General features: G+C 33.7%; 15 protein-coding genes. 3 read left to right on the plus strand and 12 right to left on the minus strand.

Features of this window, described 5'->3' with window-relative positions; translation table 11 throughout:
* The first annotated feature begins 18 nt into the window (after nt 1-18).
* Nucleotides 19-951, plus strand: a complete 933-nt coding sequence (lgt, locus tag ACM55M_RS06965) for a prolipoprotein diacylglyceryl transferase (RefSeq protein WP_416856850.1) — start codon at nt 19-21, stop codon at nt 949-951.
* A gap of 62 nt (nt 952-1,013) precedes the next feature.
* Here lgt and ACM55M_RS06970 read toward each other — a convergent pair whose 3' ends face one another.
* The 10 genes from ACM55M_RS06970 to ACM55M_RS07015 form a co-directional block, all read right to left on the minus strand.
* Entirely contained in the window at nt 1,014-3,281 is a 2,268-nt protein-coding gene (locus ACM55M_RS06970) for a T9SS type B sorting domain-containing protein (protein WP_416856851.1), read from the minus strand.
* Nucleotides 3,282-3,428: 147 nt separating this feature from the next.
* Nucleotides 3,429-4,043 carry an acyloxyacyl hydrolase gene (locus ACM55M_RS06975; RefSeq protein ID WP_416856852.1) on the minus strand — a complete coding sequence of 205 codons (615 nt, stop codon included), beginning with the start codon at nt 4,041-4,043 and terminating at the stop codon, nt 3,429-3,431.
* Nucleotides 4,044-4,183: 140 nt separating this feature from the next.
* Nucleotides 4,184-7,159 carry a protein translocase subunit SecDF gene (gene secDF / locus ACM55M_RS06980; protein ID WP_416856853.1) on the minus strand — a complete coding sequence of 992 codons (2,976 nt, stop codon included), beginning with the start codon at nt 7,157-7,159 and terminating at the stop codon, nt 4,184-4,186.
* 224 nt (nt 7,160-7,383) lie between these two features.
* Entirely contained in the window at nt 7,384-8,319 is a 936-nt protein-coding gene (gene mdh / locus ACM55M_RS06985) for a malate dehydrogenase (RefSeq protein ID WP_416856854.1), read from the minus strand.
* Between the two features lie 78 nt (nt 8,320-8,397).
* Nucleotides 8,398-10,341, minus strand: coding sequence for a DNA topoisomerase (ATP-hydrolyzing) subunit B (gene gyrB, locus ACM55M_RS06990; protein ID WP_416856855.1), 1,944 nt, complete (start codon nt 10,339-10,341; stop codon nt 8,398-8,400).
* A 200-nt stretch (nt 10,342-10,541) separates the two neighbouring features.
* On the minus strand, nt 10,542-12,218 hold the full coding sequence (gene asnB / locus ACM55M_RS06995; protein WP_416856856.1) for an asparagine synthase B: 1,677 nt from the start codon (nt 12,216-12,218) through the stop codon (nt 10,542-10,544).
* A 241-nt stretch (nt 12,219-12,459) separates the two neighbouring features.
* On the minus strand, nt 12,460-12,909 hold the full coding sequence (locus tag ACM55M_RS07000) for a hypothetical protein (RefSeq protein ID WP_416856857.1): 450 nt from the start codon (nt 12,907-12,909) through the stop codon (nt 12,460-12,462).
* Nucleotides 12,910-13,045: 136 nt separating this feature from the next.
* Entirely contained in the window at nt 13,046-14,803 is a 1,758-nt protein-coding gene (locus ACM55M_RS07005; protein WP_416856858.1) for a TonB-dependent receptor, read from the minus strand.
* A 126-nt stretch (nt 14,804-14,929) separates the two neighbouring features.
* A complete protein-coding gene (locus ACM55M_RS07010; RefSeq protein WP_416856859.1) occupies nt 14,930-15,862 on the minus strand; it encodes a PhzF family phenazine biosynthesis protein in 933 nt (310 codons plus the stop codon).
* A gap of 19 nt (nt 15,863-15,881) precedes the next feature.
* Nucleotides 15,882-18,896: a tetratricopeptide repeat protein gene (locus ACM55M_RS07015; protein WP_416856860.1), complete on the minus strand. Its 3,015-nt coding sequence runs from the start codon at nt 18,894-18,896 to the stop codon at nt 15,882-15,884.
* A gap of 247 nt (nt 18,897-19,143) precedes the next feature.
* On the opposite strand from ACM55M_RS07015, the gene ACM55M_RS07020 reads away from it, so the two are divergent.
* Both ACM55M_RS07020 and ACM55M_RS07025 read left to right on the plus strand, forming a co-directional pair.
* Nucleotides 19,144-19,830, plus strand: coding sequence for a cell division ATP-binding protein FtsE (locus ACM55M_RS07020; protein ID WP_416856861.1), 687 nt, complete (start codon nt 19,144-19,146; stop codon nt 19,828-19,830).
* Nucleotides 19,830-20,720, plus strand: coding sequence for a glycosyltransferase family 2 protein (locus ACM55M_RS07025; protein WP_416856862.1), 891 nt, complete (start codon nt 19,830-19,832; stop codon nt 20,718-20,720). Before ACM55M_RS07020 ends, ACM55M_RS07025 begins: the two co-directional genes overlap by 1 nt.
* Here ACM55M_RS07025 and ACM55M_RS07030 read toward each other — a convergent pair.
* Both ACM55M_RS07030 and ACM55M_RS07035 read right to left on the minus strand, forming a co-directional pair.
* Nucleotides 20,717-21,817, minus strand: a complete 1,101-nt coding sequence (locus ACM55M_RS07030) for a glycosyltransferase family 4 protein (protein ID WP_416856863.1) — start codon at nt 21,815-21,817, stop codon at nt 20,717-20,719. The two genes, ACM55M_RS07025 and ACM55M_RS07030, sit on opposite strands and share 4 nt — an antisense overlap.
* Nucleotides 21,814-22,218, minus strand: a complete 405-nt coding sequence (locus ACM55M_RS07035) for a sugar 3,4-ketoisomerase (protein WP_416856864.1) — start codon at nt 22,216-22,218, stop codon at nt 21,814-21,816. Before ACM55M_RS07035 ends, ACM55M_RS07030 begins: the two co-directional genes overlap by 4 nt.
* Nucleotides 22,219-22,223: the final 5 nt, after the last annotated feature.

The following is a 22,223-nucleotide window of genomic DNA, read 5'->3' on the forward strand; positions in this document are numbered from 1 at the left end:
CATAAAAAACGATATTAAATGACACACGCTTTGAACATAGTTTGGAATCCATCGGAAGGTATTGATTTAGGTTTTTTTGTAATACGGTACTATAGCCTCATGTTTGTAATTGCTTTTGGATTAGGGTGGTACATCATGAAGAATATTTTTGAACGGGAAGGTGAATCCATAGAAAAATTAGATTCTCTCTTTATATGGACTGTCCTTGCAACATTGATTGGAGCGCGACTAGGTCATGTTTTATTTTATGATTGGGAATATTTTCGCAATCACTTACTGGAAATATTCTTACCGTTTCGATTCTCACCTAAATTTGAATTCACCGGTTTTCAAGGCTTAGCGAGTCACGGAGCTGCAATATCAATAATCATTGCAATGTATTTTTACAGCAAAAACATATTAAAGAGACCCCAATTGTGGATTTTAGACAGAGTTGTTATTCCAGTTGCAAGTGGAGCAATATTTGTAAGACTAGGAAATTTTTTCAATTCGGAAATTGTAGGCAAAGAAACTACATCGGCATTTGGAATACGTTTTCTACGCGATAAATTTAGTCCTGCAGATGCTGTTAACGCTACTCAAATACCTGAGCCAAAAGCAGCTTACCATGCTATAGCAGCGGATCCAAAATTTGCAGCATTGTTAGAACAAGTTCCTGCTAAACATCCTACACAATTATATGAAGCATTTTGCTATATTTTCGTATTTGCCATATTATTTTTCATGTATTGGAAAACTGAAGCAAGACTAAAATCTGGCTATTTATTTGGTATGTTTTTAGTGCTGCTATTTACAGTACGTATTGTTGTAGAATCTGTAAAAGAGAGTCAAGGCGGTTTTGAAAATGAACTGGGTTTACTTTCTACAGGACAATGGCTGAGCATTCCTTTTATCCTAATAGGATTATATTTTATTTTTACAGCCGAAAAGCCTGTTAAAGTGGAACATTAAACCTGCAAAACAATAATATTAAACAAAAAAAGCTTCTAATATTTAGGAGCTTTTTTTTGTTTTTATCGTTTTAAAGAAAAATGAGATTTAAATTTTTTAGGAATATCCTGTTCAATGTATTCAACAGTGAACCAATAATCATTCGCTGGCATTGGCTGTCCAATATAAGTTCCATCCCAGCCTAAACCACTTGGTCTAATTTCTTTCAAAAGTTTACCATACCGATCAAATATTAGAATTTTAGAACTGGTCTGATCTTGTAAACTAAAAATATTCCAGGTATCATTATAAGTATCATTGTTAGGTGTAAAAAATTTAGGATAATCAATTACCAAAACATTATTTCTTGTAATTGGAAAACCACAACCATTCTTATCTTGTACAGTAATAGAATGCGTTCCTAAAGAAACGTATTCAAAAACAGGACTTTCCTGAAATGGACCATCATCCAATTGATATAAATAATCACCTGTTGCCGTAGCACTAATCTTCACAATTTGATTTTTGGAAAATGCCTCCGTAACCGTCCAATCTACACTAACAAGAGTGGATTGATTAACTGTAACATTAATGCTTTTTGACGTTGCACATTGATTGGGATTTGGAGTAAATACATAAGCCCCACTCGTAATATTATTAATAATTGCCGGTGACCAAGTTCCAGTAATTCCATTCGGAGATGTGTTAGACAAAAGAGGTGCAGTAGTCCCGGAACAAATTGATAAATCAGTAAAATTAGGCTGAATGAGTGAGTTAACCGTTACAGTTAATGTTTGTGCAAATGCACATTGCGTTGCATTTGGCGTAAATGTATAACTTCCACTTGTTGTATTATTAATTGTCGCAGGAGACCAAGTACCACTGATCCCATTTGGAGATGTAGAAGCTAGTATTGGTGCTGTAGTTCCGGTACAAAAAGCAGGTATAGCCGCAAAGTTTGGAGTTGATTTTGCTGTTACGACTACATTCAAGGTTTCGGTTGTTGCACATTGATTTGCATTTGGCGTAAATAAATAATTCCTACTCGTCGTATTACTGATTATTGAAGGTGACCAAGTACCAACAATTCCATTTGGGGACGTGTTAGACAAAAGAGGAGCAGTAGTTCCACTACAAAAAGGAGGAATAGTAGCAAAATTAGGTGTCACAACTGGCACAATATTTATAGAAGCAGTAGTTAGTGTAGCTGAAACACATTGGCCTGCACTGGGAGTAAAAGTATAAGTTACTGGACCTAAAACTGCCGTATTAACAGTAGCGGGACTCCAAGTACCAGTAATCGCAGGAGAATTAGTAGAACTATTTGGTAAAATTGGTGCTGTTGCATTTTGACAAACAGTGGTTGGAATAGTTGTAAAAGTTGGTGTTGCTAATGGAGTAACTGTTACTGGTAGCGTTTGAGTTGTAGCACAAGGAAATAATATTGGATTTGGAGTAAACACATAACTTCCGCTGGTTGTATTATTTATTATTGCTGGAGACCAAGTACCTGTAATTCCATTTGGAGATGTTGGTGGCAAAATAGGTGCTAAACTTCCCGAACAAAAAGGAGCTATGGCAGGGAAATCAGGTGTAACAGTTGAAGCACCGCAAGGCACGGTACAAGTAATAGTTTGTGATGGGACACATGGAAATGTTGCCGCCGATAATGTTAACGTTGCAGATTGCCCAGGCAACATCCCAAAAACTTGTTGATGTGACAATGTTGTATTTCCAGTAAAAATAGGACCTCCCTGAATTGAGTATGAATAATTATAAGAATTATTATTAATTAAAGGATTATTTGCCCAATCAAACATAACTGAACTATTTTTATCAGCTGGCAAAACTTGTGAAGGATCACACCTAAAAAGTAAAATAACTGCCCCATTATCGGCAACCACAATTACATCAATTTTAGAACGGGTGCTTTCAATACCTCCTACAGTTTCGCTCACATAATATGATGTAGTTCCTACAGCAGTAGTTAAAGGGGTTGGAGCTGTTGAAGATGCCGTTCCACTTGTTGCATTAGTTCCATACCAATTTAAAGCTCCTCCCGCAGAAGGAGTTGCGGTTAATGGTGCTGCAACACTATTTTGACAATAATAAATAGGAGTCTTAACGGTTGGTGGGGATGCAACACTATTTGCATCAATATTTATTAGAATGCCATTTTTTAAAGCATCCTTATCAATAAAACTGTTTTCTAAAGATGGAATCAAATAATTAATATCAATACCGACATTTCTTCTTTCATGACTAATACCCCTATTCTTAGCATATAGACTAATATTAGACAAAATAGTAATCAAAAAAATAAAGACGAAAGACTTGATTAATTTTTCCATTATTCGCAGGTTTTTATTTGATCTATGGTACAGTAATTTGATTTAACAAATATTTAGTAAATATATAAAATTTGATACTTTGATAATATAAACTTTCAAATAATATCTAATTTGAGAAATGTAAAGGAATACGTTTTGAAAAAGGATTTAAATGGAAAAAGAAAAACCAAATTCAATATTTATAGTATTAAACCCAAGGTTTGGGCTTTGAAGTCCTCCATTGGAAACATGACGAATGTTGGGCCTTATATCAAATGTTATTTTGTCAATTTTTGAAGAAAATCCCAAAGCTAAAACATCTGAAAAAGCAAAACCTTTTGAAAGTCGCTCCGTTTCATTATCGATAATCATAGGTCCAACGCTTCCTACCAAGTATATACTAAATGATTTTGAAATTGGCTTTCTTATAATAAAACCTAAATTCAAAACGTATTCCTTTACATTTCTCAAATTAGAAAATTTTTGTCGTTTTTCTATATAATTTGGATCATCTGGCTGTATGAAATAAACATTCAAAAGCTGATGTGTAGCAAGATTGAGTTCTGGCTGCATTAATAGTTCATACTTAAAATTCTTTCCAGATTTTAAAGCGTAATATAACTGAAGTTTATAATAGTTATTTGTGTGTGAAAAATCATTACTTTTTATTTCATTTCCGAATCCATAATGAAAACCAAGTTTCATTTTATGGTTTATATTTTGAGCATAAAAGATGTTACAACTAAAAATAATAATTAAAATAAAAAGAGTTCTTTTATACATAAAAAGATGTTTTAATTTTAATCGATATACTATTCTTAAACTATAAGATAAAATTAGTCATTTGAAATTTGCCTACCAATTTTATCAAAAAAAAAGATCCAACTTACGTTGGATCTTTCGTTAATTATAAAAAATAAATCTTAAGCTTCTACTAAATGTTGTGTTTCGATTAATTTTTTGTCTTCTCTTGAAATTGTATCTACCAATACTGGTGTAGCGATGAACAATGATGAATAAGTTCCTACAATAATACCTACTAACATTGCAAAGATGAATCCTCTAATTGATTCTCCACCAAAAACAAACATGATTAATAATACACCGATCATTGTTAAAGAAGTATTAATCGTTCTAGACATTGTTGAATTAATTGATTTGTTTACAATTTCTCCAAAGTTACCTTTAGTTTTTCCGTCTAAAAATTCACGAACCCTGTCAAATACAATAACGGTATCATTCATAGAGTACCCAATAACAGTAAGAATCGCAGCAATAAAATGTTGGTCGATTTCCATACCAAAAGGCATAAATTTATAACACAAGGAGTAAATTCCCAATACGAAAATAACATCATGCGCTACAGCAGCAATCGCCCCTAAACCATATTGCCATTTTCTAAAACTAATAAACAAATATAAAAACACGATTAACATGGCTCCAAGAACCGCCCAATAGGCATTAGCTTTAATATCTTCTGCTACAGTTGGACCAACTTTTGAAGCTTGTAAAATACCTAATTTTTTACCATCATAAGCATTTACAAATTTATCATAAGTTAAACCTGTAGAGAAATGCACTTTTAAATTATCATACAATAATTTATTTACTTCTTCATCAGCTTGAGTTCCGTGTTCTTGTACTTTATATTTAGTAGTAATTTTTAATTGGTTATCATTACCAAATATTTTTACTTCAGCACTTCCTTCAAATACTTTCGTCAATTCAGCTTTTACTGTTTCAGCGCTAACTGGTTTTTCGAAACGCACTTGAAAAGTTCTACCTCCAACGAAATCTACACCTTGATCTAAACCATTTGTAAATAAAGACACAAAACTAACAACAACAACAATACTTGAGAACAAATAGGTCCATTTTTTTACACCTAAGAAATCAAAATGGAAGTTAGTGAAGAAGTTTTTAGAGAAATTAGTAACAAATGACAAGTCATTTTTACCAGCAATATTCTTATCTATAAAAATTCTTGCGATAAATATAGAAGTAAACAAAGAGGTAACAATACCGATAAGTAATGTTGTCGCAAAGCCTTTTATTGGTCCTGAACCAAAAATAAATAATACTGCACCAATTAAAATATGCGTAACGTTTGCATCTACAATAGAACGCATTGCACCTTTCCAACTGTAAGAAGCAATTACTGCTTCACCCAATGTTTTCCCGGCACGCAACTCTTCTTTTGCTCTTTCATAGATAATGATATTCGCATCCACTGCAGTACCCATCGTTAAAACGATACCGGCAATACCAGGTAATGTTAATACAGCTCCTAAACTTGCTAAAATCCCGAATAAGAATAGTAAGTTAACTGCTAATGCAATATTAGCATACCAACCTGCTTTTCCATAATAAACAATCATCCAAAGTGATACTAAAAGCAATCCTACAAGTGCAGATGTTGTTCCATTATCAATTGCTTCTTGACCTAAGGATGGCCCTACTACTTCTGATTGTACGATATCTGCGGCGGCCGGTAATTTACCCGCTCTTAAAACATTCGCTAAATCTTTAGTTTCTGTAACATCAAAAGCACCTGAAATTTCAGATCTCCCTCCAGAAATTGGACCACTGGAAACACCAGGAGCTGAATATACAATATCATCCAGAACAATCGCAATATTGCTTTTTTGTGTATACGCTCTACCTGTTAATTCTTCCCAAGCTTTAGCACCTTGGTTATTCATTTGCATAGAAACAGCTGGTTTTCCTGATTGATCAAAAGTATCTTTTGCATCAGTCACAACGCCACCACCCATTGCAGGTACATTGTCTCTATTCCCTTTTAAAGCATATAATTCAACTGCATCAATGTCTTTTGCTTTAGCATCTTTAATAGTAGTTGGTTTTCCCCAAACGAATTTTGCATAACGTTGATCGCCAGCTAATAAAATTCTAATATCAGCTCTTTTTAGATATCCGTTTACAATAGCAGTATCTTTTGGAGAGAAAAGACCTAAAACCGGTCCTCCACCTTGACCAATAATTTTATCCAATAAAGGATTATTTCCTTTAGTTGTAGCTGCTGAATCTTTTCCATCAGTTAACAAAGCGCTCAAAGAATCTTTTGCAACAGTTTTAACAGCTACTTTATTAATTTCAGTTTTTTTCAATGACTCATTTGCCGCCATTAAAAAATTACCAATTTCTTCAATTTTATAGGTTTCCCAAAACTCTAATTGAGCAGTACTTTGCAATAATTTTTTAATTCTGTCTACATCTTTAGCTCCAGGAAGTTCCACAAGGATTCTTCCGGATTCTCCTAATTTTTGAATATTAGGTTGTGTAACACCAAATTTATCAATACGTTTTCTTAATACCCCAAAAGCACTTTCTACAGATTCATCAACTTTTCTTTTGATTACTTTTTGTACTTGTGCATCAGTCATCTGAAAATCTACTCCACCTTCACCTTGTAAACTTCTGTTTGCAAAAATATCAGGAGAAGCTAATTTTACAGTTCCTTTTGAATTGGCATCAAAAGCATCAAAAAACTTATCTAGATACGATTTGTTCCCTTGTAAATCTGCAGTAGCATCAGCCAAAGATTTATTGAAAACTGGATTTTTAGAATTATTAGATAATCCTTTCAATATATCTTTAACAGAAATTTGAAGTATTACATTAATACCTCCTTCTAAGTCAAGACCTTTATTAATTTGTTTATCACTTACTTCATTAAAAGTAAAATTAGTAAATCCAAGATTAAATACTTTTTCTTTACCGATAGAATCTAAATATTTAACCTCTTTCTCAGGATTCCCACCAGCAAAAGATTTTGCATCATTTTTTATTTTGCTTGCGACAAAAGTGAAAGAAAGTTGGTAAATACTTACCAATGCAAATAGAATTGCGAAAAATTTAATAAGTCCTTTATTCTGCATTATTACTAAAATTAATTATTTTTTATTTATTTATTTTTGCTTTAACCCTTATAGAGTAAGCCTTGCTATCTATTTTTACAATCAAAAAAGAATATCAGGTATTACATCATTTTTTTTAACCGAGCAAATATATAATTAACGTTAAGATTAACCAATTTATTTATTGATTAATCTCAAAAAAAAGACTGCAAAAGTGCAGTCTTCTCTCTTTTACAATTAAAATATTATACTAAAATTGATTTTAAGGCATCATTCATTTGTCTAACTGCGTCGGCACTTTTAGCAAATAAGGCTTTTTCTTGCTCATTTAGTGTAATGTCAAGAATTTCTTCCACTCCATTTTTACCAATAATACAAGGTACACCAATACAGATATCATTTTGACCATATTCTCCTTCGACAAAAACAGAACAAGCAATCATTTTCTTTTGATCATTCAAAATACTGTCTACCAAATAAGCAACTGAAGCTCCAGGAGCATACCAAGCGGAAGTACCTAAAAGTCCTGTCAGCGTCGCTCCACCTATCATGGTATCAGCAGCTACTTTTTGCAATACTTCTTCCGAAAGAAATTCAGTTACCGGGATTCCATTATAAGATGCCAAACGCGTCAAAGGTATCATAGTAGTATCACCATGTCCACCGATAACCATTGCCGAAATATCATTTGCAGGTTTGTCTAAAGCCAAAGATAAATACGTTCTAAAACGCGAGCTATCCAATGCTCCACCCATACCTATAATTCTGTTTTTTGGCAATCCTGTAGATTTTAAAGCCAAATAAGTCATTGTATCCATAGGATTAGAAACTACCACTATAATAGTATCCGGCGAATGCTTCAATACATTTTCAGCAACTGTTTTCACAATTCCTGCGTTGATGCCTATTAGTTCCTCACGAGTCATCCCAGGTTTTCTTGGAATTCCGGATGTAATTACTACTACATCGCTTCCTGCTGTTTTAGAATAATCGTTAGTAACACCTGATACTTTGGTATTAAAACCAGTATTTGTAGCGCACTGCATGATATCCAAAGCTTTACCTTCAGCAAAACCTTCTCTAATATCCAATAATACTACTTCGCTAGCAATTCCTCTATAAGAAATTACATCTGCACAGGTTGCACCTACATTTCCTGCTCCTACAATGGTAACTTTCATGTTTCTATGTTTATTTGGTTATTTGTTTAACCGTTGAATCGATTAAACAAATAACCAATCAACGAATAAACTTTTTAATTAAGCATCTATATTAGCGTAAACTGCATTTTTCTCAATAAATTCTCTTCTTGGCGGCACTTCGTCTCCCATTAACATCGAGAATACTCTGTCGGCTTCCGCCAAACTATCAATAGTTACCTGACGCAACGTTCTGAAACTTGGATCCATTGTGGTTTCCCATAATTGCTCTGCGTTCATCTCTCCAAGACCTTTATAACGTTGAATTCCTGCGCTTCCGCCCATTCTTTCATTCGCCTGATCACGTTGTACATCATTCCAAGCGTATTCTTTCTTATTTCCTTTTTTAACTAAATATAAAGGTGGTGCGGCAATATATACATGCCCTTCTTCGATTAATTCTTTCATAAATCTAAAGAAGAATGTCAAAATTAAAGTAGAAATATGACTACCATCGACATCGGCATCACACATAATAATTACTTTATGGTACCGTAATTTTTCAATATTCAAGGCTTTACTGTCTTCTGCAGTTCCAATGGTAACTCCAAGAGCCGTAAAAATATTTCGAATCTCTTCATTTTCAAAAACTTTGTGAACCATCGCTTTTTCCACATTCAAAATCTTACCACGTAATGGCAAAATAGCTTGGAAAGCACGATCACGACCTTGCTTTGCAGTTCCACCCGCCGAATCTCCCTCGACAAGATATACTTCACATTTTGCAGGATCCTGCTCCGAACAATCAGAAAGTTTTCCCGGTAATCCACCACCACCCATCACGGTTTTACGCTGTACCATTTCACGCGCTTTTTTAGCTGCGTGACGCGCTTGGGCTGCAAGTATTACCTTTTGAACAATGATTCGAGCATCATTTGGATTTTCTTCCAAATAAGCTTCAATCATATCTCCAACAGCCTGACTTACCGGCGAAACAACTTCTCTATTTCCTAATTTAGTTTTGGTTTGTCCCTCAAATTGTGGTTCCGCTACTTTTACTGAAATAATAGCAGTCAATCCTTCACGGAAGTCATCCCCTGAAATATCAAATTTCAGTTTATCCAACATTCCCGAAGCATCTGCATATTTCTTCAACGATCTGGTAAGACCAGTTCTAAAACCTTGCAAGTGCGTTCCTCCTTCGTGTGTATTTATATTATTTACATACGAAAAAATATTTTCCGTGTAGCTTGTATTGTAAATCAACGCCACCTCAACTGGAATTTCTCCTTTGTCATTATCCATAGAAATAACGTGCGCAATTATTGGCTCACGATTTCCATCTAAATAACGGATATATTCTTTAAGACCTTCGGTAGAATGGAAAATTTCAGAAACAAAATTTCCATCTTTATCTAGTTCTCTTTTATCTGTAAATGTGATTGTAATTCCTTTGTTCAAGTATGACAATTCACGCATACGAGCCGACAACGTATCGTAAGAAAACTCAGTAGTTTGAGTAAAAATGGTTTCGTCCGGGTAAAAAGTGACAATCGTCCCTCTTTTTGTAGTTACACCGATTTGTTTTACCGGATATAGCGCTTTTCCTTTTTCATATTCTTGTTCGTATACTTTTCCGTCACTACTATGAACAGTAGCTCTCAAATGGTTTGACAATGCATTTACCACCGAAACCCCAACACCGTGAAGTCCACCAGAAACTTTATAGGAATCCTTATCAAATTTTCCTCCGGCACCAATTTTAGTCATTACAACCTCTAATGCCGAAACTCCTTCTTTTTTATGAATCCCTACTGGAATCCCACGTCCGTTATCTTCAACAGAAACAGACCCGTCTTCATTTATATCAACTATTATTGTATCACAATGGCCTCCCATTGCCTCATCGATAGAGTTATCTACTACTTCATAAACTAAATGATGCAGTCCTCGAACACCCACATCTCCAATATACATCGATGGACGCATTCTTACATGCTCCATTCCCTCTAATGCTTGAATACTATCTGCTGAATAATTGTCCTTCTTGATTTCTTCGCTCATATATTTTATTCTAAAAAAATGTAATTTTTGTCTAACACGCAAATATATAAAAACGCAAATTATATTACCGTTAAAATCACTTTTTAAGCAGTTAAGTTATTAACATTATGTTGATTTTTTAACACAAAAAAACGCTCTCGAAATGGAGAACGTTTTCTTATTTGTAAATTCTAAAAGTTATTTAGACCAAAAAAATATTTTTATGCTTTTACATAGGCATCATCATGTACACTCGCAACTGCCCTTCCTGAAGGATCATTCATATTTTTGAATGCTTCATCCCATTCTAATGCAATTTTTGTGCTACAGGCCACACTTGCTTCTTGCGGTACACACAATGCTGCGGCATCGCTCGGAAAATGCTCATGAAATATAGAACGATAATAATATTCTTCTTTAGAAGTTGGCGTTTGCAAAGGAAACCTGTATTTAGCATTTGCTAATTGTTCGTCTGAAACTTCCACGGCCACTACTTCTTTCAAAGTATCAATCCAACTGTAACCAACTCCATCGCTAAATTGTTCTTTTTGTCTCCAAGCTACACTTGGTGGCAACATATCTTCGAAAGCTTTACGAACCACCCATTTTTCCATTGGATGCTCTTTGTTTATCATTTTATCTTGTGGGTTGATTCTCATCGCCACATCCATAAATTCTTTATCTAAAAATGGCACACGTCCTTCAATTCCCCATGCCGCTAAACTCTTGTTTGCACGCAAACAGTCATACATATGTAATTTACCTAATTTACGTACGTTCTCTTCGTGAAATTCTCTTGCATTTGGCGCTTTATGAAAGTATAAATAACCTCCAAACAACTCATCCGCTCCTTCACCTGACAATACCATTTTAATACCCATTGATTTAATAACTCGCGCCATTAACCACATAGGCGTTGAGGCTCTAATCGTAGTGACATCATAGGTTTCCAAGTTGTAAATTACATCTTTAACCGCATCCAAACCTTCTTGAATAGTGAATTTTATTTCGTGATGAATGGTTCCAATATGATCTGCAACTATTTGAGCTGCCGCTAAATCTGGAGAACCATCTAATCCTACCGAAAATGAATGTAATTGAGGATACCAAGCATCCGCAACATCACCAGATTCTATTCTTTTTTGCGCATATTTTTTGGCCACTGCCGAAGTAATAGAAGAATCTAACCCTCCTGAAAGCAATACTCCATAAGGCACATCACTCATCAATTGTCTGTGAACCGCTGCTTCTAGCGCTACTTTAATTTCGTCAATGCTAGTTACGTTGTCTTTTACAGCATCATAATCAACCCATTCTCTTTTGTACCATTGTACAAATTCTCCGTCTTTGCTTGACATATAATGTCCAGGAGGAAACAATTCGATTTTTGTACAATATCCTTCTAAAGCTTTCAATTCTGAAGCTACATAAAAAGTACCGTGTTGATCCCAACCGATGTACAATGGAATAATTCCCATGTGGTCACGAGCGACAAAATACTCATCTTTTTCTACATCATAAATAGCAAATCCAAAAATTCCGTTCATTTCATCTATAAAATGAGGTCCTTTTTCTTTATAAAGTGCTAAAATAACTTCACAGTCACTTTCCGTTTGAAAGTTATATTTTCCTTCAAATTGTTTACGCAATTCTCTGTGGTTGTAAATTTCACCATTAGCTGCTAAAACAAGTTGTTTATCTTCACTAAATAAAGGTTGTTTCCCTGAAGCTGGATCAACAATTGCCAAACGCTCATGAGACAAAATAGCTTTTTCATTACTGAAAATCCCACTCCAGTCCGGTCCACGGTGACGGATAATTTTAGACATTTCCAATACTTGTGGTCTTAAAACTTCCGCTTTTTGTTTTAAATCAAAGGCACATACTATTCCGCACATAACTATATATTTTAATTTGTTTTTTCAATTTGATAAGGCAAAGATGCAGCAACAGTTACATTCCTAAAACACTAATGACTATTTCAGTTACAAATTTAAAGTGAAAATTATATTTTACATTTAAAATGTAACTAAAAATACTTAAAAAAACAGTTTTTGAAGTTAAAAACTTTAATTTGATTCCAATCAAAACTTCTTTATTAAAATCTAACGCATCTAAAACAAGCTAAATGAAATGTATTTACTGAATCTCTTCAATCAAATACTTCGTATTATTAATTTCGAAGGTAAATCCAATTGTATTTCCCATTAGTTTATTTCCCAAAGGCGATTGTGGTGATAAAGCGATAATATTGATTCCTTCTACACTAATTTTAGGAAGTGCCGCACTTAAATAGAGATAAATTCCATTGGCTTTAACCAAACTGCCCAGAATGATAGTTTTAGCAATTGTAGTCGAATCAATTTTATCTAAAACAGCTTTTTGAGTCAACACTTCTCTAAGTTTGGCATTGAGTTTCTCCTGCTCAATATGCATCATGGACAAGGCTGTTTCGTGTTTGTCTCCCGCGGAACCTTTAGCATCGTTTTTAGAATCTTCGGTAAGTGCAACTATCATGTCTTTGAAAACATCGATTCGATCCTGAACTAATTGCAGATAATGAGTATGTATTTTTTGTTTGAAAGTCATAGTTAAATGGGAAAATAAAAAAATCACCACAAAAAGCACAAAGAAATTAAAAAAGACACAAAGATAGTTTCGTTATTTTGAATTATCCTTTTGCGTCTTTTGCGTTAAACTTTGTGCCTTTTGTGGTTAAAAAAACCTAAAAATCAAATTTATAGTTCGCTCCTACAATCACTTGAAAACCTTGAACCGGATAATTCAACCATTTTTCATAGGCTTTATTGGTAATATTATTGGCTTTTAAAAAGGCTGTCAATCGGTCGCTATATTTGAATCCAACATTTGCATTTACATCAAAATAGGAAGGCAAAGTAAAAGGATCCGGCTGAACTGCATATACGACATCAGTATTCAACTTTTGATCTTTACGCTCGCCTACGTAAAATACATTTGCACCAGCGAACCATTTTGGCGTAATATTAAAGTTAATGTTTGAATTTATTTTTACGGTTGGTAAATTCCAAGCTTCACTTTGAAAATCATTGGTATAACTATTAAAAGTCCCGTTGACTCCAAAAGATACCGTTGAAGAAAAATCAGCTTTTAATTCCCCATAAAAACTCAATGTTCTCATATCGTCATAAACCACTTGAAAGGAATTCCCAAAAGCGTACTCCTGATTTGTAGCATTTTCATTATAGTCATTGCTTTTAAACAACGCTTTATTTCTTTCATTAACATACGAAGCTTTAATATTATAACTCACGTTGTTAGTCAGTTTCCCTTTTAATCCTGCAAAAATATCATATTGCTTATCTGTTGGCGCAATATTTAATGTTGGCGATAGAAACGGATTTTTATTAACAAAATCCATGTAAGAGTTTTGCTCTAAGTTTCCTTCGGCTCCAGCGTAGAAAATCATTAAGTCGCCAACGACTTTGTAAGAAGCATTGAATCTTGGATAAACTAAAAATTTATTATTGCTGTTTTGGTTGTCCAAACTATAAAACACAGCCGCTCCAATATTCAGCGTCCAATCCTCTTTTTGCATTACAAAACTTGGTGCAATTCCAAAATTAGTAAAACCATATTTCACAGCTTGCGTATTCGTATTAGAGTAATCTTTCTTGAAGCTTCCACCAACATAATCAACAATTAAATCTGTTTTTACAGCGCTTTCCATTACATCAAATTTCACTATTGGCTTAACATAAAATCTATTTTCAGAAGATCCGAAAAGATCCGAAAAATGATTGAATTTAACACTCATTTTATTTAAGATACTCTCGTTAAAATCTATTTTACCTCCAAGTGATATTGTATTATACGTTTGTTGTGGATTGATTCCATTAATCAACGTCCTCCTATCCTGAGGTGTCAAAGTAGTCCCAAAATCGGCAGGCAATCCGTACCAATTGTAAATTTGATTTTGATAACCCAAATCTAAATTCCATGAAACCTCTTTTCGATTTGATCCGTACGTTAAATCAATCGCAGTATCATAAAAACGATCATCTAATACCACACTTTTAATACCGCCTTGTGACGAATGATGACGAAACATTCCGCCAACATAATCCGTACTATTTAGATCGTGATTTACAAATAATTCCCCAATGAAGGTTCCGTAATTCCCCACGCCAAAAGTGGCATAATTTTTAAACAAATGTTCCTGTTTTTCTTTCTCCACTCCTTCTGCTTTCCCTTTAGACGGAGTAAAAGTTGAGGCTACCGGAAAAGAGAAAATGGTGTATTTTATCGTTTCTTTTTTGGCATTTCCTTCCTCTTCAAGTGCAGGAGTTTCTTTTACTTTGAAAGCATCCGAAATTGTTGGCGTATAAGGCTTCACAACATTTACCGTTTCTGTTCCTATTTGCTCCTTTTTTTGTGCAAACGAAAATTGAAATGCAATAAGCAACAGACTGATAATTATTTTATTTTGGAAATTGATTCTCATGTTTTATTATTGTTTTTTTTGATAAAGAAGAAAGAAACAAGATTTTTAAAAATTGTTTAATCACTACCCTTCCTTCTTGTCTCTTGACTCTTTTTTACTTCTTATTTATAACTCGTAACCTTGTAATTAAACTTCCCATTCGCCTTTTGCAATAAATTGCGTCTTCCCACCAATCTTTATATCAAAATGATTTTCCGTTAATTTTCCGTCAAAATAAATTTGAGATGATCTATTAATAAAATCGCCCTGATGATTGACAATCTGAATTTCCGCGGAATGATATTTTAAAAGAAAAGCTTGTAAACAAGTACTGGCACTACCGGTGGCTGCATCTTCTTTAATTTGATTATCTTCTATATACAACATTCTACTACTGAGCTTTGTTTCTTCTAAACAATAAAAATACAAGGCTCTATGATTTGTTTTACAATGCCCATGCAACCATTCATTCATTTTAACCTTGTCAAGAATTAAATTCTCTAATGCTTTTTTATTTTTGATAGGAACAATTACAAAAGCACTTCCTGTAGTAACTTCCTGAATTGGGAATTCATCATCAAAATCAACACTCTTTAAATTGCTGAAGGATAAAAAATCTTCTGCTAAAAAAGTATCCAAAAACTGGGGTTGAGCCGCCTGCAACCATACTAAATCTCCCGATTGATGAATTGGAATTTCGCCAATTGGAACTGACAAAGCAATTTTTTCAGGTTGATTTTCAAATATCTTATTCATCAAAACCCAAGAAGTTCCTATAATTGGATGTCCCGCAAACTTCATTTCATGCTCTGGAGTAAAAATTCTAATTTCTGCAACGCTATTTTCCGGCTTAAGCTTAGTTATAAAAGTACTTTCCGCAAAGTTGATTTCACGGGCAATTTTTTGCATCTGCTCAGAACTTAAGGTATCAGCACCTAAAAAAACAGCCAGTTGATTGCCTGCGTATTTTTTCTCTGCAAAAACATCAACGATGTAAAAAGGTATATTCATTCCGTTTATTTTTTGGCTTTCAATTATTTTAAAAACTTCACGCCTATTTTTCTTGTTTTCTTGGTCCAATCTCTTACTTCAGAATTCTTTACTTGGAAATTGATGAATTTGTCTTGGATTCTTCCGTTTTGATATAGTCCAATTCTGTTTGTGCTTCTGAAATAACATCTGGAAAATCAGTGAAATTTTGAATCACATTTTCTAAAATGTAGGTTGCCTGATAACTGTCTTTCAATCCGTAGAAATTCTTTGCCATCAAGACTAACCCTTTGGCCCCAAAATATTTATAACTCGAATAATTCTTCGCTAATTTTTGAACCGCAACATTTGACACTTCAAATTTTCCATCTCTATTTTTAAAATAAGCGTCATAATACAACGCTTCGGCAGCTAATTCTCCTTTGGCAATCGTCATTAGTTTTGCGTAAGCAGTTCGGGCTTTTGCCGCATCACCCGTTTGAATTGCGGCGCGGGCGATGATGATTTGTGCATCACTTTTTACATTATCATCCGTTTTAGGGTTCATTAAAACCTTCTCAGCATAAATAACTGAATTTGGATAATCTTTCTTCTCGTAATACGACTTCATCAAATTCGATTGTGCGAATGTTTTATTCTGAGAAATGTCAGCTTCGGTTTCTAAACGAGATAATACCGGTATTGCTTTGTCATAGTCTTTATTTTTAAGAAAAATTTGAGCCAATCGCAACAACGATTGTTCCGTATATTCACTTCGGGATTGTGCAATTACAAATTCATAATTAGGAATAGACTTGCTTTCTGACCCATCGGAAAAATAAGATTGCGCTAAGTAATAATTAGCCTGTAAAGCATGAATCCCTCGTGGAAATTTAGAAACATAACCACTAAATCCTGCAATCGCATGCTTCGTGTTATTCTGTTGAAATTGTTTTTCAGCAGCTTCATAAGTATCATTATCAAGTTCTGCATCAGTAACAGCGACAAAATCCAAAGTACGAACCCAGTTCGCATATTCATCCACTCTTCCGCTATCTACATAAATCAATCGAGCAGTTGCAACAGCTTCCAATGCCTCCGGAGTTCTAGGAAAATCAGCGGCTACTTTTTTAAATTTAACCAATGCTTGTTCATCTTTATCTGAATTGTAATACACTAAACCTTGTCGCAAAATTGCTCTGGAAGTAAAAGAACCTCTTTTGAATTCCGTATTTATTCGGTCGTATGTTTTTACAGCAAGATCTGTTTTATTTTCAGCTACGTATGTATTTCCAAGTTCAAAAAGGGCGTCATCTCTGTATTCTGATTTTGGATACAATTGTAAAAAAGCATTCAGTTCTTCTATTTTCTTCTCATTTTTAGCAATAAATCCATAACAAATTGCTTTTTGGAAATACGCATAATCCGCATCAACACTTTTAGATTCAATCACTTTAACATACGCATCCATGGCTGGACCGTATTTTGAAGTCACAAAACGACAATCCGCTAAACGCAAATACGAATCATTCAAACGCACTTTATCTCCGGGTGCTTTTTCTATTTGACTTTGAAAATAATTCCCCGCCTGGTCGTACTCTTTCAATTTGAAATACGTGTAAGCAATATTGTAATTACTGTTTTTATATTCCGGTGTAGTTGCGGCTTGCGATGAAGCTACAAATTGTTTAAAACTCAACAAAGCACTTTTGAAATCATCCAAAACATATTCTGTTTCTCCTTTCCAGAAAGTAGCTCTTGCAGTAAAAATTGCATCTCTTTGTTCGCTAACAGATTTCGAAAACATTTTCAACGCTTCTTCATAATTCCCATCGGTATATAATTCTAAACCTCTGTAAAAAAGTACTTTTTGGTAGGCTAATTTATTTTCTGGTGATTTATTTTTTTCTAATAAAACCAAGGCTTCCTTGTAGTTTTTAGAAGAAATATAAGAATCAATCAACAATTTCTCAATCTCCGAACGGCTTGCATTATCAGGGTATTTATTCAAGAAAGCTTGTAAAACTGCCGGTACACTCTGATAGGAATTCCCTAATTCATAACTCAATTTTACATAATTTAAACTAGCATCTTCTTGAATAGCGGCATCAAAATTCATTTCTGAAGCATTTTTAAACGCATTCAAAGCTTGTTGTTTCTTATCGGTATTCAGGTAACTTTCCCCTAAATGATAATATGCATTTTGCGCCACAAAATCTTTTCCTCCTATAATTTTATTAAACTGAGAAATGGCATTTTCGTAGTCTTTCTGTTTGTAATACGCATAGCCCAATTGGTAAAAATCCGTGTTATTCCATTTTCCTTTTTTCCCTTTATAGGCAACCAAATAGGGGATTGCAGTATCGTATTTTTTTAAATTAAAATAGCTTTCGCCAATGATTTTATTCAATTCTGATTTTTCAGCAGGATTTGATTTAGCCATGGCTTTTCCGCCTAAATCAATTGCTTTTTGAAAATTTCCCAACTTAAAATTCATATCGGCTTGGTAATACGAAAGCTTTTCTTTGTATTTTTCTTCGCCTGAAACTTCGTCGAAATATTTTGTGGCTTGTTTGTAATCGTCTCCTTCATAAGCCATGAATCCCAAGTAATATTTGGCTTGAGAACCATATTCAGCTGAATTAACCACTTTATTAAAATAGATTGTTGCTTCTTTTTTCTTTTTGGCATTAAAAAAACTATAGCCTTTCTGGAAGTTAAATTTATCTCGGTCGCTAGTGCTCAATTGGCTTTCATCCACTTTATCAAACCATTGTAAGGCTTGCGGATAATTCCCTTGATCAAAATGATAATGAGCCACTTCTATATACGCCTGATTCTGTTTTACGCTTGTTGGATAATCCGAAACAAATCGTTCCATCAATTCATCAGCGTTGGCTTGATTGGTTCTGATGGCACAATTAGCGGCATAATACGCACAATCCGATTTCAGTTCTTCAGTAGTGGCAGTTTCTTCAACTTTATTAAAAATAATTTGCGCAGATGCGTATTGCGCATCATTAAATAAGGAAACCGCTTTATTGAAATCTTTTGAATCGCTAGTATAAATAGTTGATTTTTGTGCTGAAATAGTAGCAGTTATAATGAAAAGTGGTAAGTAGAAGAGCCAAGAAATTTTACGCATTGTGATTTTATTTTAATAATTCAAATGTATTATATTCTGAACTCTATAACGAATCGCAATTCGTTTTTATTATGAACATTCTTTTAAACACTGCAAAATTTAACTTTCATGCAATACATTCATCGCTTTAAACTATTTGGCTTTCCAATAATTATTTATAATTACCGGAATTCTATTTAATTGAACAGAATTTATTTTGAATACAAGCGTTATCTTATTACTTTTACCCCATAAACAAACGCTAATTATGTCACAATCCGTACTGTCTCTACAAAATGTAAACATTTATCAAGGAGGAAAAACTATTTTATCCCACGTAAACTTAGATGTAAAACATGGTGAATTTCTTTACATCATTGGGAAAACAGGTTCCGGAAAAAGCAGCTTAATGAAGACTTTGTATGCCGATTTACCTTTGACTGAAGGAGAAGGTCATATCGTAGATTTTGATTTAGTGACTTTGAAAGAAGATGATATTCCATTTTTGAGAAGAAAGATTGGAATCGTTTTTCAAGATTTCAAATTACTGCCAGACAGAACTGTAAAAGACAATATGTTATTTGTTCTCAAGGCTACAGGCTGGATTGACAATGACGAAATGCAACGAAAAATTGACGAAGTTTTAGATAAAGTAGGCATGAAAGAATTTGGTAATAAAATGCCACATCAACTTTCTGGAGGAGAACAACAACGTGTTGCAATCGCTCGAGCTTTACTTAACGATCCTGAACTTATCCTTGCAGATGAACCAACAGGAAACCTTGATCCTCAAACCAGTGTCGAAGTATTGGAAGTATTAAAAAACATCAATGCCAACGGAAAAACCATTATTATGGCGACTCACGATTATGCTTTGTTAATGAAGTTCCCTTCAAAAACATTGAAATGTGAAGATGAAAGAATTTTTGAAGTGGTTCAGCAGCGAACCGCATAATGCTTTCTATTCTTGTTCCAATATACAATTACAATGTTTATCCTCTCGTTTTAGAGCTGCACAAACAATGTACAGATTGCGGAATAAATTTTGAGATTTTATGTCAGGATGATGCCTCGGAATCAGGTTTGAACGTATTCAATGAAAATGTAAATGCGTTATCAAATTGTAGTTTTGTTTCCTTAAAAAAAAACCTGGCGCATCGCGAAAACAGAAATTCACTTGCTGAAAAAGCAAAATTTGATTATTTGCTCTTTATTGATGGCGACTCCATAATCATTCATAATAATTACATCCAGAAATACATCGATAATTTTCATGATTATGATGTTATTTACGGAGGTCGTTTGCATCCTGAAAAATGCCCTTCCAATACTCAAACACTACGATGGAAATACGGACGACTCATTGAAGATAAAACTACAGCAAACAGAAATAAAAATCCGTACCAATCGTTACTTTTTAATAATACCGTAATTAAAAAGGAGCGTTTTAACAAAGTAAAATTTGACAAAAACATTAAAAAATACGGTCATGATGACACCCAACTTTCCTATCAATTGAGTTTATTAAAATCTAAAGTAAATCATATAGATAACCCTGTTGAACACGGAGCTATTGATACCAATTTTGATTATTTAAACAAAACCAAAGAGTCGTTAGAAAATTTGATTTTGTTGTATGAAGAAGAGAAAATTGCTGTTGATTTTATACGATTAATTCAATTGTATCATTTTTTAAAAAGAACAAAATCAACTTTTATAGTTTCGAAAATTTACACGTTTTTTGAAAAGCAATTCTTTAAAAACTTGACGGGAAAAAATCCCAATTTACTGGTTTTCAATCTGTTTAGAGTCGGGTATTTGTGTTCCATACATCCGAAAAACTAACTTTTTTTGATTCCAATAAATAATTGATCCCAAGATTGCATAATTGTGTCGATGTTGTATTTTTCGCTAGACAATTTTGCTTTTTTTCCCATTTCTCTTCTTAACGGCACATTTTCGATTAAAGTTTCAATTGCTTTAACATAATCCGATTCGTCACCGTTTTCAATCAAAAAACCGTTATCATTTTGAGAAATTATTGCTCTTGGTCCGCAGGGACAATCATAAGCAATACAAGGCAATCCGGAAGCCATTGCTTCAATTAACACCATCCCAAAACCTTCAAATCGAGAAGTCATTAAATAAAAAGAAGCCTCTAAATATTTCTCTTTTATATTGCGAACCGGTTCATAAAAAATCACATTTTTAGAAATATCCAGATTTTCAGCCAATACTCTTAAATCGATATTTTTATTTGATTTTCCGTAAATTTCCAATAACCAATCCGGATGTTTAACAATCACTTTTCCCCAGATTTGCAACATTCTGTCAAATCCTTTTTCATAGGTATGTCTCCCAACAGCAATCACTTTTTCACTTTCTAAAGTGCTGAATTCATCTGTTGTGAACCATAAAGGATTCGGAATTACAATTGCATTTTTCACTTTCCATTCTGAAATGCTTTCGCTTGTTTCAACAACAAATCGGTCGTATTTTTTTATTCCATTTTTTTTCAAAACGGAAACAAAATTGGACAGCAATTTGGTAAAAATAGTTTTCTTGATTTCTCTTTCCTCAATAAACTTGGAACTGTGCATTTCCAATATAAGAGGGGGCTTATTTTTTAAAATAAAAGGAATAGTATATGCTTTTAAACCATTATCACAAACAATAATAATGTCTGGTTGAATTGTCTTGATTTTACTTTTTAACCCTTTTGAAAAGGATTTAAAAAACTGAAAAAAATTACCTTTCAATGGTAAATCATGAAAAACAATATTGGAATTGAAAGAATAAAACAAAGGAGAAAATCCCTCATTTTGAGTCAGAATATGCACTTCATATCCCAATTTTTTAACTAGATAATTGGCTTTTATCGAAAGGACTCTGGCTACACCACCTTCGTTATTTATGTTTGGAACAATGTATAGCAGTTTCATTTTTTGGACATCAAAAATTCATCAAAATCCCTGATATAATCGTCTTCATTATAAATATCAGAGGCAAAAACTAAACAAACTGCTCCTGATGAAAAATTTTCTAACTCGCGCCACATTCCTGTTGGTATATACAATCCAATATTTGGTTTATTCAAAAAAAATGATTTTTTTTCGAATCCGTCATTTAGAACAACCTCGAAACTTCCACTCAAAGCAATTAGGACTTCGCTTTGATTAATATGAGAATGACTGCCTCGAAAAGAATTGCTGGGTACATCAAAAAGATAATAAACTCGCTTAAATTCAAATGGCAAAACATCATTTTGAATAAATGCCAGATTCCCGCGTGTATCTTCTACAACGGGTAATTTAAGTAATTGTATGTCTTTTAATGTGGTCATAATTG

The sequence above is a fragment of the Flavobacterium galactosi genome (assembly GCF_048158585.1).
In the GTDB taxonomy this organism is placed as follows: Bacteria; Bacteroidota; Bacteroidia; order Flavobacteriales; family Flavobacteriaceae; genus Flavobacterium; species Flavobacterium galactosi.